The sequence below is a fragment of the Paenibacillus sp. J31R98 genome, from assembly GCF_056269245.1.
The window spans coordinates 882,011-897,613 of the sequence record NZ_JBWDNO010000001.1 but is presented as its reverse complement, the minus strand read 5'-3'; the positions used below and the strand labels follow the sequence as shown (position 1 = coordinate 897,613).

The 15,603-nt window shown below is 52.7% G+C and carries 9 protein-coding genes; 4 read left to right on the top strand and 5 right to left on the bottom strand.

Translation table 11 applies throughout. The features are described 5' to 3' along the window. The first annotated feature begins 33 nt into the window (after window positions 1-33). The 3 genes from AC0YNX_RS04060 (at window position 34) to AC0YNX_RS04050 (ending at window position 9,120) form a co-directional block, all read left to right on the top strand. Complete coding sequence (locus AC0YNX_RS04060) at window positions 34-666, top strand: class I SAM-dependent methyltransferase (protein WP_475814355.1); 633 nt, start codon at window positions 34-36, stop codon at window positions 664-666. 640 nt (window positions 667-1,306) lie between these two features. Then, window positions 1,307-7,444, top strand: a complete 6,138-nt coding sequence (locus tag AC0YNX_RS04055) for a DUF7507 domain-containing protein (RefSeq protein ID WP_475815173.1) — start codon at window positions 1,307-1,309, stop codon at window positions 7,442-7,444. Next, window positions 7,441-9,120, top strand: a complete 1,680-nt coding sequence (locus AC0YNX_RS04050) for a COG1361 family protein (RefSeq protein WP_475814354.1) — start codon at window positions 7,441-7,443, stop codon at window positions 9,118-9,120. Before AC0YNX_RS04055 ends, AC0YNX_RS04050 begins: the two co-directional genes overlap by 4 nt. Before the next feature lie 97 nt (window positions 9,121-9,217). Here the strand turns inward: AC0YNX_RS04050 and AC0YNX_RS04045 are convergent, their stop codons facing one another. Together AC0YNX_RS04045 and AC0YNX_RS04040 are read right to left on the bottom strand one after the other, a co-directional pair. Next, complete coding sequence (locus AC0YNX_RS04045) at window positions 9,218-10,225, bottom strand: TIGR03943 family putative permease subunit (protein WP_475814353.1); 1,008 nt, start codon at window positions 10,223-10,225, stop codon at window positions 9,218-9,220. Further along, entirely contained in the window at window positions 10,222-11,166 is a 945-nt protein-coding gene (locus AC0YNX_RS04040; protein ID WP_475814352.1) for a permease, read from the bottom strand. Before AC0YNX_RS04040 ends, AC0YNX_RS04045 begins: the two co-directional genes overlap by 4 nt. Window positions 11,167-11,302: 136 nt before the next feature. Here AC0YNX_RS04040 and AC0YNX_RS04035 point away from each other — a divergent pair, with 136 nt between their 5' ends. Further along, window positions 11,303-12,112 (top strand): 3'-5' exonuclease, encoded by an 810-nt coding sequence (locus AC0YNX_RS04035; RefSeq protein ID WP_475814351.1) that lies wholly within the window; start codon window positions 11,303-11,305, stop codon window positions 12,110-12,112. A 15-nt stretch (window positions 12,113-12,127) separates the two neighbouring features. Here AC0YNX_RS04035 and AC0YNX_RS04030 read toward each other — a convergent pair whose 3' ends face one another. The 3 genes from AC0YNX_RS04030 to abc-f form a co-directional block, all read right to left on the bottom strand. Beyond that, the gene (locus AC0YNX_RS04030) at window positions 12,128-12,847 is read right to left on the bottom strand and encodes a hypothetical protein (RefSeq protein WP_475814350.1); all 720 of its coding nucleotides are present in this window, start codon (window positions 12,845-12,847) and stop codon (window positions 12,128-12,130) included. A 124-nt stretch (window positions 12,848-12,971) separates the two neighbouring features. Further along, on the bottom strand, window positions 12,972-13,451 hold the full coding sequence (locus AC0YNX_RS04025) for an LURP-one-related family protein (protein WP_475814349.1): 480 nt from the start codon (window positions 13,449-13,451) through the stop codon (window positions 12,972-12,974). A 49-nt stretch (window positions 13,452-13,500) separates the two neighbouring features. Next, the gene (gene abc-f / locus AC0YNX_RS04020) at window positions 13,501-15,261 is read right to left on the bottom strand and encodes a ribosomal protection-like ABC-F family protein (RefSeq protein ID WP_475814348.1); all 1,761 of its coding nucleotides are present in this window, start codon (window positions 15,259-15,261) and stop codon (window positions 13,501-13,503) included. Window positions 15,262-15,603: the final 342 nt, after the last annotated feature.

Sequence of the window (15,603 nt, the reverse complement as noted above, 5' to 3'; positions counted from 1 at the left end):
ATACTAGCCTCTCCGCTGAAAGGTGGCCTGATTATGAGACTGGATATCGGCTGCGGGTCGAACAAGCAGCCGGGCTATTATGGCATCGACCGCGCAGCGCTGCCTGGTGTGAACCTTGTCAGCGATCTGAATGCAGAAATTCCGTTTCCGGACAATTCGGTTGAGGTTGTGCTTGTCAGTCGCATGCTGGCTTATGCAAATGATTTGAACGCTGCACTATCCGAGCTCTATCGGGTATGTACCCATGGCGCAATCGTCTGCCTGCTCTGCCCATATGCACATAATTTCAGATACAGCTCGAACCCTTATTTAAAGAACCGCTTCGATGAACATACACCGCGTTACTTGACGACATTGTTTCGCGATCCGCCTGGCAGTCCGCCGTGTCCACAACTTGTTCCATATCAGTATTTCCCTCCTCCTCCCTATGATTTTCGGTTGCTGCGAATGGAACTCTTCTATAATCAGACCTACCTCACATCACTTTACGAACCGGAAGAGCTTGAGCTGCTGAAAGAATTGCAAGCCAATGTCGTGGATGAGATCATGTATCATTTTGTCGTTGTGAAATCTCCAATGACGGAGAACGGATGGCTGACACTGTGCGAACAGTCCTTACCTGAACCGCATGCCGCAACCCTGCTGCGTAGCATACCTTCACTCTGAGGTGCATATGTTCAGTTAGTGTGCACATTGCTGTACTCATATGCTTGTTCATTGTAAGGGGGTGAGCAGCATTGCACTAGTCGTTCGTGCTCAGTTTAATGCCACAGGATCCATTACTTTCACAGGTAATACGCTCGGTCTTAGCCGTTCTGACACGGTAGGCGTTCCCGGTACGCAAGATAGCATCGGTGCATTCGTTACGACAGATACCTCTGTCCGAGTCGGGACATACCCTTTCGGTACAACGAGTAACTATCTATTGAACAATGCGGATGCCATTCTCGTCATTCCCGCAGGAAGCACGGTTCTCTACGCAGAGCTGATCTGGGGAGGAACCTATGTTGTGCCGGGCGTTAACCTGTCTGCCGCTATCAACAATCCTGTCAACCTCAAACTTCCTAACAACACGACATTCAGCGTATCTCCGGATGCGGCTACGGCGAACAACTACGACTTGGGGGGCGGTGCGCTCGGTTATACGCGCTCTGCGAATGTCACCACGCAAATCTCGCAGGGCGGTGCCGGGACCTATAACGTAGGGGCTGTTGTTGGAACTGCTACGGTAACAGACCCGACTGCGAACCATGCGGGATGGACGCTTGCGGTGATTTATGGGAATCCTACGCTTCCCTTCCGTAATATGTCGCTGCGTGTAGGGGCCGTGCTCATCCAATCGACCTCAGCGCCAGTCGTGACGACGATTACCGGTTTTGCAACACCAACATCGGGCGCGCTCAGCGGTCGGGCGCTATTCAGCGCGCAAGAAGGCGATGCGAACCGGACGGGCGATCAGGCGCAGTTCGGGCCGACATCTGGCACACAGGTCGCATTGTCAGGTACGAACAACTTTGCCAACAACTTCTTCGCTTCTCAGATCAACAACGACTCCGGAGCATTGAATACGACCGGTACGTTCGGCACGCGCAACCAGACCAATGGAGCGCCAGGATCTAATATCATCGGCGGCCGTCAAGGCTGGGATATTACGAACGTCGACGTTTCCGCCAGGCTAATCAACAACCAATCGTCTGCCGTTCTTACATTAACAACGTCAGGCGATGCGTATGTCGTTAACGCGAACGCGCTGCAAATCAACATTAACGCCCCTGTCGTCTCCCTAACGAAGAGTGCGAACGTGGCCGGCACCGTCATTAACGATCAAGTCACCTATACCGTGACGGTCAATAACACAGGTACAGCTAATGCGTCGAATGTCGTTGTCACTGATGCGCTGCCTGCAGGCTCTGCTTTCGTCGCTGGAAGTGTCGTGCTGGCAGGCGTAGCTAAGCCGACTTTCGACATAACGGCAGGCGTTCCGATTGGTACTCTTGCGCTGAACAGCTCGGTTACCCTTACATACAAAGCGAGGATTACCTCTCTTCCGAGTCCGCCTTCCGTGAATAACATTGCGAAAGCCGCATTTACTTTCCAAAGTGTCGCCGGTGGCGATACCATCTCCGGCGTAATTCCGTCCAATACGGTTTCTACTCCGGTCTATTCGCCTGTTCTGAATATGATTAAATCGGCGAATACGTCGAATGCGGCCGTAGGCACGACGGTCACCTATACGATACTCGTCAACAACTCCGGCAGTATCGGAGCTACAACAACGCTGACCGATAATATACCGACAGGCAGCACACTCGTTGCGAACAGCGTGACCGTGAACAGCGTGACGCAGCCCGGCGCGAATCCAGCGGTCGGCTTCCCGATCGGAACGGTCGCGGCGGGCACAACGACAACCGTGACTTTCCAGGTCGTCGTCAACTCCCTTCCGTCACCGCCGCAGCTGACGGACACGGCGACTGCCGCTTACTCGTATTCACCACCGGACGGCCGGGTATTGAATGGCTCCGCAACATCGAACACGTTGACGATTCCCGTCTCATTGCCGAACGTCACGGCAACGAAGAGTTCCAATCGAACAGCGACAACAATTGGCGATACGATTATTTTCTCAACAGTCGTTGCGAACAGTGGCGTAGCGCCCGTAACCAATGTTGTCTTCAATGATCCGATTCCGACCGGCACAAGCTTTGTCGCAGGTTCAGTCACTGTAGGCGGCAGTCCGGTCGCCGGCGCCAATCCAGCAAGCGGTATATCGCTCGGCACGATTAACAATGGTACATCCGTGACGGTAACCTTCCAACTGCTCGTCACGGCATTGCCGAATCCGGCGCAGATTACGAACCGAGCATCCATCTCTTACAGTTCCGGCACGTTTAACGGGATATCCTTGTCGAACACGATCAACGTTCCGGTCTATCAGCCGGTTATTACGGCAACGAAGTCCGTCAACATGACTCATGCGACTGTCGGCGATACGGTGACGTACACGTTCTCCATCCCGAATAACGGCAATATCAATGCAACGCTAACGTTGACCGATCCGCTTCCGGCAGGAACCACTTATGTGGCAAACAGCATCGCCGTCAATGGTTCTCCGCGTCCGGGAGCAACGCCGCAGACCGGCATCCCGGTAGGTACGATTGCGATTGGAGCTACGGTAACCGTCGTCTTCCAAGTCTTGTTGCAGTCGCTTCCGAATCCGCCGAGCCTGACGAATCAGGGAAGCTTCACGTATACGTACACGCTTCCGGATTCTCGCGTCATGAATGGCAGCGGCAGCTCCAATGTCATATCAATTCCGGCTTCTGCCCCGAATGTAAGTGTAAGCAAAAGCATCAGTGAGCCAGAGGCCGCCGTCGGAGATGAAATCACCTACACCATCGTCGTCACCAATAACGGAATCGATCCCGTCAATCAAGTTATCGTCTCTGACCCGATTCCAACTGGGACGATCTTTGTATCGGGCAGCGTCCTCGTTGGCGGCGTGCCTCAGCCGAATGCCAACATTGCAACAGGGGTTTCCGTTGGCTCGATCGGGCCAGGTGCATCAGTCACCGTCTCGTTCAAAGTCATTTCCGTGACACTCCCTTCACCTGCACAGCTGTCCAATCGAGCAGCTGTCAGCTTTACGTCCGGCGCATTCACGGGTTCATCGTTCTCGGATACGATCACGATTCCGGTGTATCAGCCGATAATTTCGATTACGAAGAGCGCCAACACCGCAGCAGCTACGCTCGGAGATTTGGTTGTCTACACGCTGCAGGTCAGCAACAATGGCAATATTGCTGCGAACATGACGCTTAGCGACAATATTCCTGCAGGCTGCTCCTTCGTCGATAACTCGGTCATCGTTAACGGCGTGCCTCAGCCGGGAAGCGATCCATCGCTAGGTTTCCCGATCTTCTCTGTGCCTCCTTTTGGCATTAGCACCGTCACGTTCGAGGTATCGGTCGACACGCTTCCTTCTCCGCAGCAGCTCGTAAACAGCGCAAGCGGTACGTACACGTACACGTTGCCCGGCGGACGTGTCCTAAATGGCGAGACGAGTTCGAATACCGTAACGATTCCAGTATCAGCGCCGAACTTATCCGTCGTACTTAGCACCAACGCGCTAGACATCATCACCGGCGATACGATTACGTATTCGGGCGTCATTACGAACAACGGCATTACGAACGTCAACAATGTCATCTTCGTTGGTCCGGTCATCCCAGGAACGACCTTCGTAGCTGGCAGTGTCACCGTGAATGGAATAGCAGTTCCCCAGGCGGATGTGACCGCCGGCATTCCGATCGGTTCGCTTGGCCCTAACGCCTCTGCGACCGTGACCTACGAGGTGAAGTTAATCATGCCTGTGACCGATCAAATCGTTAACCAGTCGACCGTCAGCTTTACGTCCGGCAGCTTCGCGAGCACATCTTCCTCGAACGTTGTTACGACGCCAGTTACCCAGCCGGATATTAACGTCGTCAAATCTGCAAACACATCGAACGCTGTCGTTGGCGACACAATCACCTACACAATCGCGGTAAGCAATACTGGTAATCTGCCTGCGAGCGTCATCGTAACGGATACAGTACCGCCCACAACCACTTATGTTCCGAACAGCGTCATCGTCAATGGAACACCGCAGCCGAGCTCGACACCTGCAGGTGGCATTAACGCAGGAACCGTGAATCCAGGCGGCACCTCCTACATCATGTTCTCGGTCGTCATCGATACACTCCCGAATCCGCAGCAGCTGGTCAACCAAGCGACAGCGACCTACACGTTCACGCCTCCTGATGGCCGAACCATTACGCTGTCCAAACTATCCAACAGCTTATCAATTCCCGTCCAATCGCCTAATGTCACCGTGGGCAAGAGCTCGACGCAAACTTCTGTCTCCATTGGCGACATCATTCCTTATATCATCCTTGTCTCCAACAACGGGATAGCGCCGGTCACAAACACGGTCTTCATTGATGGCATTCCAAGCGGAACACAGCTTGTACCTGGAACCGTAACCGTCAACAGCGTGGTCATTCCTAATGCGAATCCAGCAGCGGGCGTAAACATTGGTACAATAAACAATGGAGCTACAGCTACTGTAACCTTCTCGCTGCTCGTCGTAAGCGTGCCAACGCCGGCGACCATCAACAACCAAGCATCCGTCTCGTATACATCCGGCGCTTTCTCCAGCACTTCGTTCTCCAACGGCGTCAGTATCCCTGTCTATCAGCCTGTCATCTCGGTTGTGAAAAGCGCCAATACGACGAACGCTACGGTCGGCGACTTGGTCGTCTATACGCTTGCAGTGACGAATTCCGGCAACTATGTAGCCGTAGTCACGCTCACGGATGCAACGCTGGCGCCTCAGCTGTCATTCGTGCCGAACAGCGTTATCGTTGGCGGATCGCCCCAAGCAGGAACCTCCCCCGCAACGGGCATTCCGGTTGGGATTGTTTTCCCGAACACGACGGTCAACGTCACGTTCTCTGCCATTATCACTTCGCTTCCGCCAACGCAGCAGCTGACGAACACAGCGACTGCGGCGTTCGCCTATACATTGCCGGATAATCGTACGCTGAATGGCTCCGTCCTCTCCAACACGTTAACTTATCCGGTATCATCGCCGGATGTTGATGTCGAGAAGTCTGCATCTTTATCGTCTTCAACAATCGGGGATACCCAAGTTTATACCGTTACGATTATGAATAGCGGAATCGCACCCGTTGATAATGTCATCTTCTCTGATCCGATTCCGACTGGCACCTCCTTCGTATCCGGAAGCGTAACTGTCGACAGCGTGCCGCGTCCGGACGCCAATCCAGCTGCCGGCTTCTCGCTCGGATCTATTGCTGCCGGCGCGACCGTAACCGTCTCGTTCAGCGTCACCATTACGTCCGTTCCAAGCGAGCAGCTCGTCAGCAACCGATCTTCGGTCAGCTTCACTTCCGGCGCTTTCTCTGCTGTCACATTCTCGAACACGGTAACAACCCCGGTTTATCAACCTGTTATAACACTTGAGAAGAGTTCCAGCACCACCACTGGCAGTGTCGGCAGTCCAATCGTGTATACGATCTTTACGCACAACAGCGGCAACTATCCGGCTGTCGTCACGCTTTCCGACCCGATTCCTGCAGGTACTTCATTAGTGCCGAACACCGTCGTCGTGAACGGCATTCCACAGGCCGGCGCCGACCCTGCAGCTGGATTCAGTATCGGCACAGTCGCAGCTGGAGCGAGCGTCACGACAACCTTCACGCTGCTTATTGAATCGCTGCCGCCAAATCAGCAATTGGTGAACCAAGCAACTGGCAACTATGTATTCACACTGCCTGATACCCGCTCATTCGCACGCTCTTCCGTTTCCAATATCCTTACTGTTCCGGTCACTGCTCCGAATATTACTGTAGCGAAGAGCACGCTAGCTACGGACGCTGTCATTGGCGACACCGTAATTTACTCGACCGTCGTAACGAATACAAGCATCGCGAATTTGAACAGCGCCGTATTCACGGACGTCATTCCTGCTGGCACAACTTTCGTACCGAACAGCGTCGTTGTCGATAGCATTCCGCGCCCTGGAGCAGATCCGAGCATAGGTGTTCCGCTCGGCAGCATTACCCCGAGCACCTCAGTCACTGTATTGTTCTCGGTTACCGTCAATGTTCTGCCGGTTAGTGGCCTGATCAGTAACCAGGCACAAGTCAGCTTTACGTCCGGCATATTCTCTGGAACAGGCAGCTCCAATTTCGTCACAACGCCAGTTTACAATCCAATTATCGCTGTACTCAAAACGCCGAGCCAGGCGAATGCGACCGTCGGCGATACGATTACCTATACGCTTGACGTGACGAATACCGGGAATCTCGCTGCAACGGTTGTCCTCTTCGACCAGATCCCAACGGGAGCCGTGTTTGTACCGAACAGCGTCACGATCGGAGGCGTGCCTCAGCCTGGCGCTGATCCGACGACTGGTATTAATGTCGGCGTCGTGCCTGCAGGCGCTTCGGTCCATGTCGTCGTATCGCTGCAAGTTACCGTCGATGCACTTCCATCGCCGCAGCAGCTGGTCAATACGGCGACAGCGAACTACACCTTCTTCCCGCCAGATGGCCGCACGCTGACTGGCACTGTACAATCCAACACGGTTATCATTCCGGTGTCGTCTCCAGACGTAACCGTCGTGAAGAGCAGCAACGCAATCGACGCCGTCGTCGGCGATACGATTACGTATACGATTACGGTTACGAACAACGGCATCTCGCCGGTAAACAGTGTCACGCTCGTCGACCCGATTCCTGTCGGCGCAAGCTTCGTCGCAGGCAGCGTAACCGTCAATGGCACGCCGCGGCCTTCGGATAGCCCGAATACAGGCATTCAAGTTGGCACCATTGCAGCTGGAGCTACCACTACGGTGCAGTTCCAGGTACTTGTCGTATGATGGCTGATCCAGGACCTCCGACAACGATTCGTAATCAATCGGTCGTTTCCTTCTCGGATGGCAGCTCGACAGTGTACTCTTATTCCAACACCGTCAATACGCTAGTGAACGGTCCGAACTTTACTTTAGAAATGTCAACAGATCAGACGCAAGCGAGCTTGGGACTTCCGATTACGTATCAGATTACGCTCAGAAACAGCGGCAACCGTGCGGGTAATGTGACGATCTATGACATATTACCGCCGGGCACGACGTTCGTCGCGAACTCAATCATCGTGAATGGGGTGCCGATTCCCGGCGTTACGCCGGAAGGCGGCATCCCGCTAGGTGATGTGAATCCAGGTGACACGGTAACCGTGATCTTCCAGCTGCTCCTCGTCTCCGCTCCTCCTTCGGGGCAGCTGGATAATCAAGCAACAGCCGATTATTACTTCGTCACGCTAGACGGTCGAACAATTACCGGCTCAGTCAGCTCCAACGTTGTTGCCCTTCCGGTTACTGTACTAGATGTCCATATTGCCAAAGGGGTGAATACGGCTTTCACCTATGTCGGCGACATGCTCACTTATACCGTAAACATAGCGAATACCGGTACGGAAACGCTTCGGCAATCCGTGCTGGTAGATCCGCTGCCTGCCGGCGTATCCTTTGTACCAGGGAGCGTCTCCATTGACGGCGTACGCTCCCCTTCCTCTTCTCCTGCGACGGGGATTGAGCTCGGCAATATTTTGCCAAGCGTAACCAAACGTGTAGTGTTCAATGCCGTCGTTCTGGAAGGTTCGGTCGGCACATTGCTGACGAACCAGGCAACGCTTCGCTTTAAGCTTGGCATATTCGATCAGTCGATCACCTCAGAACCGGTGACGACGATCATTTCCGGTCCAGCGCTCAATGTCAGCAAATCCTCGAACATCGCGCAAGCAACGGTTGGCGATACCATACGGTACAGTATCACGATCTATAACGGAGGGACGACTGCCGCAGATGTCATTGTCCGCGACGCAACACCTGCGGGCACTCTATTCGTACAAGGCAGCGCAGTTGTCAATGGCACGCCGCTTCCTAATGCGAATCCGGATAATGGCATATCGCTTGGTTCACTCGGCCCTGGCCATCTATTCGACCTATCTTTTCAAGTGACCGTAACCAGAACAGTACTGAGTCCATCTCGTAACGAGCTTGCGAACCGAGGGAAGGTCGAGTACAGTTACCGGCTTCCAAGCGGAGTCATCGTGAGCGAATCCATGTTTACCAACACGGTTCTCGTCGCGCTCGTTCTCCCTGTCATCGTGGCCGATCTTGCTGCTGCCCCGCCAGTTGTCGTTCCGGGCGAGCTTATCGCCGTCACAGTACGTCTCACGAATACGGGTAATTATCCGGCTGCTGTCACCTTATATGATCTCATTCCGAATGAAACGACGCTCGAAGGACTTGTGATCTATGTCAATGGACGCGAGGTTGCCGTTATCCCTGGCGAAGGGGTCTTCATTGGCATTCTCGATCCAGGCGCAACAGTCGTCATCACCTATCGGCTCCGCCTCTCCGATCATCCATTCCAGAGCCGTCTCCGGTTCCGAGTCCGCGCTGTGTTCACATACGAGGTCAATGGCAGCTTAATAACAAACACCGTCTATTCGAACGAAGTCGTCATTATCATTGAGACGCATGATGAGTAGTGCTATCGCAAATTAAAAAGGCTCTCCACCCCAGTGCGCATGAAGCAAAGCACGGTGAGTGAAGAGCCTTTATTTATTACTGCATTTTCATGAGGCTCTAACGATACACATACGGGTCCTTCGGCTTCGGGATCGCGTTCCACTTCGTCACGGTCAGCTCGGGAATCGTCTGCTTGAACGGCTGATAGAATGTCCAATTCAGCTTGCCTGTAACGTGAACCCAGTCATCGTCATGGAAGCTGGCGTTAGACGGGAAATTAACGAGCATCCCGAACACGCCGGAGTCTGCCACGCAGTGAATGAACCCGAACCGGAATACAAAATAATGATTGCCTTCCACCTGCTCGCCTTTATAGATAAAGCCATCGAAGCTTATCGTTCGGCCTGTGAAGGTTGTCGGGAAGTTGTAGATGGACTCGAGTCCTTTTAACATATTGGTATCGGTTAGGTCGACTTCCTTCATATTCTTGAAATCTTCAAGCTCCTCCTTCGACACCTTCGCATAGCCTTGCTTTCCATAGAAGACGCTTGTGTCCGGCTTTAGAAACTGGTGAAAGCCTGGATTGTCCGCAGAGGCGTCAAAGTTCGGGAACGAGAAGCCTTTTGCTTTCACGAAGCTGGAATCCAGTGTCTGTACAGGCAGGAAGAAGCCGGTAATGAGCGGGAAGATGAGAATGCCATAGCCGAGGTATCGCTTCCACCGGATCGGCTCATCATGGGAATGCCCGTGATGGTCATGATCATGGTGCGAGTGTGCATGATCGTGGTGCGCGTGTGTATGATCGTGATGGTCATGATCGTGATCGTGGTGATGATGGACATGCCCTGCGTGATCATGCTCGTGCCCGTGGTGAACATGTGCAGCCTGCCCACTCTGCTCGCCGCTCGCATCCGAACCAAGGAGCTCACTCGTCTTGCTCCGATTCGCTTCCCTCTCTTTGGCATACAACCGAATAAACTCGAAGACGAACAAGATGCCAAGCAGCACAATCGCGCTTTCCGACAGATAGGCGTATTTGGTGTTAATATATTTGTTCAAATTGCCGTTCAGGTGCATCATGAGGAATAAACAGGAGAATCCTGCCAAAATATATAGACGAATCATCCGAACAGCCTCCCCACGAGCAATGATGTGCCAAGCGTACACGCGACGACGAGCGCGATGAGCACAATAACGAAACGCCCTTTGAACACGCCAAGCAGCATCAGTGTATTCTTGATGTCAATCATCGGTCCGAAGACGAGAAAAGCAGACAAAGCCCCTACAGAGAATGTGCTGCGGAACGATGACGCGATGAATGCATCCGCCTCTGAGCAGAGCGACATGACGAAAGCAAGCCCAATCATGACGAGCGAAGCGGTCACCGGATTGCTGCCCATATGCATGAGCGACGATGTTGGAATGAACGTCTGCATCGAAGCCGCGATGAATGCTCCAAGCACTAAATATTTGCCCACTGAGAAGAATTCCTCTATGGCGTGCAGCATCACATCGTACAAGCGCCGGTGAAGGGGCTCGCGCACTGCAGCATGTCCAGATTGAGCTGTAGCAGTATCGCCAGCGCCAGCTGCTGTCTCCATAATGGCGGCTTCATGCAGCCTCATCGGAAGCTTCGGATACAGATAAGAGATGACAATCGCCGTCACATAAGCGACAACGACGGCAGATCCTCCGCGAATAAGCACCATCCGCCAGTCGTTGCCGAACGCGATGTAGGTAGCGAATAAGACGACCGGATTAATGATTGGTCCGGTCAACATGAATGCAATCCCTGCATGCAGCGGGACGCCTTTGCGAATGAGCCGCCGCGTAATGGGCACAATTCCGCACTCGCAGGCGGGGAAGAATAGTCCGACGCCGCAGCCTAGCAGCGAGGCGAGATACCGATTCTGCGGGAGCATTCTTGCAATCCATCTCTCTGATAGAAACGTTTGGATAAGTCCTGATACGATGACGCCGAGCAGAATGAATGGAATGGCTTCCATGATCATGCTAAGAAAGATCGTATTTAATTGAAGAAAAGTAACCACGAAGTCCCTCCACATCAATAGGCGCGAAGCCTGAAATCAATATTCTCATTATCTATGAAAATCAATTGAAATGCCAATGTTGCTCTTTGCGCGCAGCAACGGTAGACTGTTTAGGAAAGACGAATTTGAAGTAAACACCGGAGGCACTTTCGTGGACTACATTATTCTTGATATCGAATTTAACGGACGTAAATTTGCAAGCGATTTACCGATGGAAGTCATCGAGATCGGCGCTGTGCGTTTGAATGAAGCGCTTGAGCCTGTCGATGAATTTACGGCATTAATTAAACCAGTTTATTTTGCGAAATTGAACGAGTTCATTAAGAAGAAAACCGGCATCCCCCAGGAAGGCATTGACGCCGCTGACAGCTTTCCTACTGTCATTACAGCGTTCATGAGCTGGCTTGGGCCGCATGAGAATTTCCTGATCCTTACTTGGGGCGGAGAAGATATGAAGCGGATTGTGTTCGATACGCGGATGCATAAGATGGATGATGCTTATTGGCTTGATGCCAAGTACTACGACCTGCTTAAGGGGTATATCCGGTTCAAAGGCGTCTCCAATGACGTCAGCGTCGAAGCTGCTCTGCTTGAACTTGGACTTGGCGGCGAAGACAACAACGCCCATCGGGCTCTTGAGGATGCGCGCATGACGGGAAACATCTTCCGGGCGGTGTTTAAGGAGCTTGACTTCAGCCGTATCCAGCAGTTTGTCGACGTCTATTCCAATGCCAAAGAACGCAAGCTGGTGAAGAATGCCATTCGCATTATTGCGCAGCAGAAAGTGACGCCTACTTGGGCGATGATCGTGGAGCATGTGCTGACGGGGAAAATATCTCTCGAAGATCAGCGCAAGGTAGTCGAGCTCGAAGCTTATTTCGATGCCGAACTGGCGAAGCAACGCAAAGCGCGACCAGCAACCGTTGAACCATTCGAAAACACTGAAAAACCGCGGACCTAATGGCCGCGGTTTTTTTTATATCACATGGGAGGCCGATGTGCATATATCTCGCAGCACCCGGTCCCATATCGTATCAATGATAATAATGAGGTTCGCTCCGCGTTCCGGATGCACATAAGGCGCTTCCCTGCGAAAATAATGCTGATGGCCGCCGACTAGCGCAAGCGGAATGATATGCTTCGGCGCATATTTCGAGCGGTTCCAGTACCAAATTCCGAACCGGTTCCGGCTTATGCCGCCCCAGCTGCCAAGCCGTGTAATGTAATCCGCGCACTCACCTTCCTCATTCACAGCTACTACATAATGGACCTTATTATTGTGCTCCCGCTTAATCGGAAGCTTGGGTGAACCGACTTGAATGACTCGCCAATCGGTTATCGAACCCTCTTCGCTCAGCATAACGGCTGCCTGATAAGCAGCAACTCCGCCTCCGCTGTGCCCGATGAAGATCACCGGTCTGCCGGTAGACAGCTTGCGCACCTGCGCGGCAACCGCTCTGGCGCCGAACTGCACCGCTCTTCGCAGCCGGTACAAATCTTTACGCACCTGAAGCAGCTGCTGGAAGAAGTTATGCGTATGATCACCATAAGGGAACAGCTCGCGTATCGCGGATATCTGTCCATTATCGGTCAATCGATTCTGGAGCTCCTTGACGCACTCGGCGAAGATTGTACGTCTTGACCCTATGCCGGCTAACAAATAAACATCCCATTCCGAGGTAACATCTGCATGCATGATGTCATCACCGCCCTGTTGTCTAAAGCTTATGCAAAGTGCACAGCCTTCTCGCGATTAGTATGCGGCGCTGAATACGTTGTCATTCATTCACCAGCAAACGTTACCTCAGTATATTCGGGAACTACCTCTGCCGCTTCTGTATTTCGTGCATTCCGAGTATGACAGTAATCCATTCATGGCTGTCAACGTTGTGCGTGAAGTTATCCAAGCAATACGCCGATGACTCAAACCAGCTGCTTACCCTCGCGAAGGAAGCTGCGAGCGCGCCATTCTCATCAATGACCTCGTATTCCTGCGAAAATGCCGGGGATATGAGCTCATATACGCCGCGCCCGAATGCTTCATACTCAAACTTCTTGGAGAAGAACGACATCCGCGCACGGAGCACCCCCACCTCTTCGCCAGACGGTGCCGAGATCACCCATTTGTTCGACAGAAGCGGGAAACTGCCACTGTAGACGGGATTGCCATTGACGTCAAAAACGTCGAGCCCTGAACCAAACATGCTCCGCAGATCGACCTCACCGACTCGCTCATTCTGCTCGTTCAAGATCTCCGTCTGGCCGGCATTAAAGAAATTATCGCGAAAATACAGCTTCATGGCTACCGCCTCCTCTACAGCTCCATACGACGCAGCTTTCCAAAAAGTTTCAGCGTGCAGACAGATTCCGCTTCTGCTGAGCGAGCAGTTTGAACTCCTCGTCAAGCTCGGCGTATCCGTGATCGGTTGGCTTCAGCTTGCTCAGCTCACCGAGCAGATAGGTCATGCGGTTTGCGATGAGAAGCTTCTCCTCTTCGAGCTGCATAGCAGCTGACTTCGCTTCGCTACTTGCAGCCGGCTTCGCTTCGCGCTCCCGCAATTCGGCATAGCCGCTCTCGATCCGCCTAATCTTGCCGTCTTGGAACTTCAACAACTTCGTGCAAATCCGGTCAATTAAATAACGGTCATGCGAGACGATAATAAGCGTTCCTTGATAGTCTTCGAGCGTTTCCTCCAGCTGCTCGCGACTGGCAAGATCGAGATGGTTCGTCGGCTCGTCGAGGATGAGCAAATCCTGCTCCCGCATCATCAGCTGTGCCAGCTTGATGCGCGTGCGCTCGCCGAGACTTAGCTGGTGGATCGGCTTCTGCAGCATGGAAGCATCAAATCCCATATTCGCAAGCATCGTTCGCGACTTGCCAACGTCGCTGCGAAGCTCATGCGTTTGCTCCAGCATCTCAAGCACTGTCTGCTGCTGGCTCAGATCGGTCACATCCTGCGTCAAGTATGCGACATTCGCAGTCGGACTTAGCCATAGTTGACCGGTATCGACCGTTTTCTCGCCGAGCAGCATTTGGATGAGCGTCGTCTTGCCGCTGCCATTAGGACCGATAAGCCCGATTTTCTCTCCGCGCTGGATATAGAACGAGCTATCGCCAAACAGCGTCCGACCGCCATAACCTTTGCCTATACGGGATGCTTCAACCAGTCGTCGGCCGCGCTTCTCCGGATTGTCCCAGCCGAAAGCGACCTTCGCTTCTTCCTTCGGCTTCTTCACTCCTTCGAGATCGATCTTCTCCAGCCGATGCAGTCGCGATTTGACCGCCTTATCCATTGCTTTCGCTTTGCTGCGATAGAACTCTTTCACGCCGGTGCGCATCTCCGCCATCTTGCCCTTCTTCCCAGCTTCGCGGTGCGCTTTCTCCGACCAGTTCTTCAAGCGATTAATCTCCGCTTCAATCTTCTGCTCGTACTTCTGCTGTTCCTCGAACTGATGCAGCTGGCTCTGGTAACGCCGCGCTTTTTCCTCGCGATAGAACGTATAGTTGCCCGGAAAGTTGACCGACTTGCCGTCATCCAGTTCAAGTATCCGATCAACGGTCTGATCGAGGAAGTAACGGTCATGCGAAATAATAATCGTCGTTCCCGTAAATTTCGCTAGCTCAGCTACTAGCCAATCCACGCCTTGGAAATCAAGATGGTTCGTCGGCTCATCAAGCAACAGAATATCCGGTTTCGATGCCCAAATATGCGCAATAGCAAGCTTCGTCTTCTCTCCGCCGCTTAAGCCCGCAAGCCTCTCGCCGTCCCATTCCTTCACCTTCCGCAGGCCAAGATGGCTCGTTACTTGTAGGAACTGCTCGCTTCCTTGCGATTGTTCTGTATCTTCGATCATGCTGCTAAATGTATTTACGGTGTAAGAAGTGGACTGGAGCAAGTAGCCGATCCTCAGCTGCTCTTGATGATAAGTGAGCTTCCCTTCATCCGGCTGCAGCGCCCCGAAGATCAGATTAGCAAGGGTTGTCTTGCCCGCTCCATTCATCCCGACGAGTCCAATTCGTTCTCTTGCTGCCATGTCCAGATCGACATGGTTCAGCACGGCTGTATCGCCGAAGCTCTTCTTTAATGCGCGTATTGTTATTAATGTCATACCGATCACCACTTTTAGTTAGAGTTTAACAGCTGACAAGGGCGATGATCTTCGGGCGACTTCAGTAGCGCGGCATATGTTTTGGAACAAAACAAAAAACCGCAGGATCGCCTGCGGCTAACATTGAACAGAATAGGGATACGTAAATAAAGCTCTAATACACCTGTGCTTGAAGCAAGGGAGTAGAGATTTATTAGGAGTCAGCTCCTTTAGACGCACGTAACCAATTCCGCTCTAGCGCACAGGCTGAGCTTCTCTAATCGTCAATTCGAAAATCATGAACGATAAGGGAATTAAGTCCACATGATATCTAATTGGATACCTCCTACGTACTTACAAGAT

Excerpts from the sequence above, each read along its gene's own strand:
- AC0YNX_RS04045 (WP_475814353.1), bottom strand. The coding sequence starts at position 10,225 with ATGATTCGTCTATATATTTTGGCAGGATTCTCCTGTTTATTCCTCATG.
- AC0YNX_RS04050 (WP_475814354.1), top strand. The coding sequence starts at position 7,441 with ATGATGGCTGATCCAGGACCTCCGACAACGATTCGTAATCAATCGGTC.
- AC0YNX_RS04060 (WP_475814355.1), top strand. The coding sequence starts at position 34 with ATGAGACTGGATATCGGCTGCGGGTCGAACAAGCAGCCGGGCTATTAT.
- AC0YNX_RS04030 (WP_475814350.1), bottom strand. The coding sequence starts at position 12,847 with ATGCATGCAGATGTTACCTCGGAATGGGATGTTTATTTGTTAGCCGGC.
- AC0YNX_RS04040 (WP_475814352.1), bottom strand. The coding sequence starts at position 11,166 with ATGTGGAGGGACTTCGTGGTTACTTTTCTTCAATTAAATACGATCTTT.
- AC0YNX_RS04055 (WP_475815173.1), top strand. The coding sequence starts at position 1,307 with ATGTCGCTGCGTGTAGGGGCCGTGCTCATCCAATCGACCTCAGCGCCA.
- AC0YNX_RS04025 (WP_475814349.1), bottom strand. The coding sequence starts at position 13,451 with ATGAAGCTGTATTTTCGCGATAATTTCTTTAATGCCGGCCAGACGGAG.
- abc-f (WP_475814348.1), bottom strand. The coding sequence starts at position 15,261 with ATGACATTAATAACAATACGCGCATTAAAGAAGAGCTTCGGCGATACA.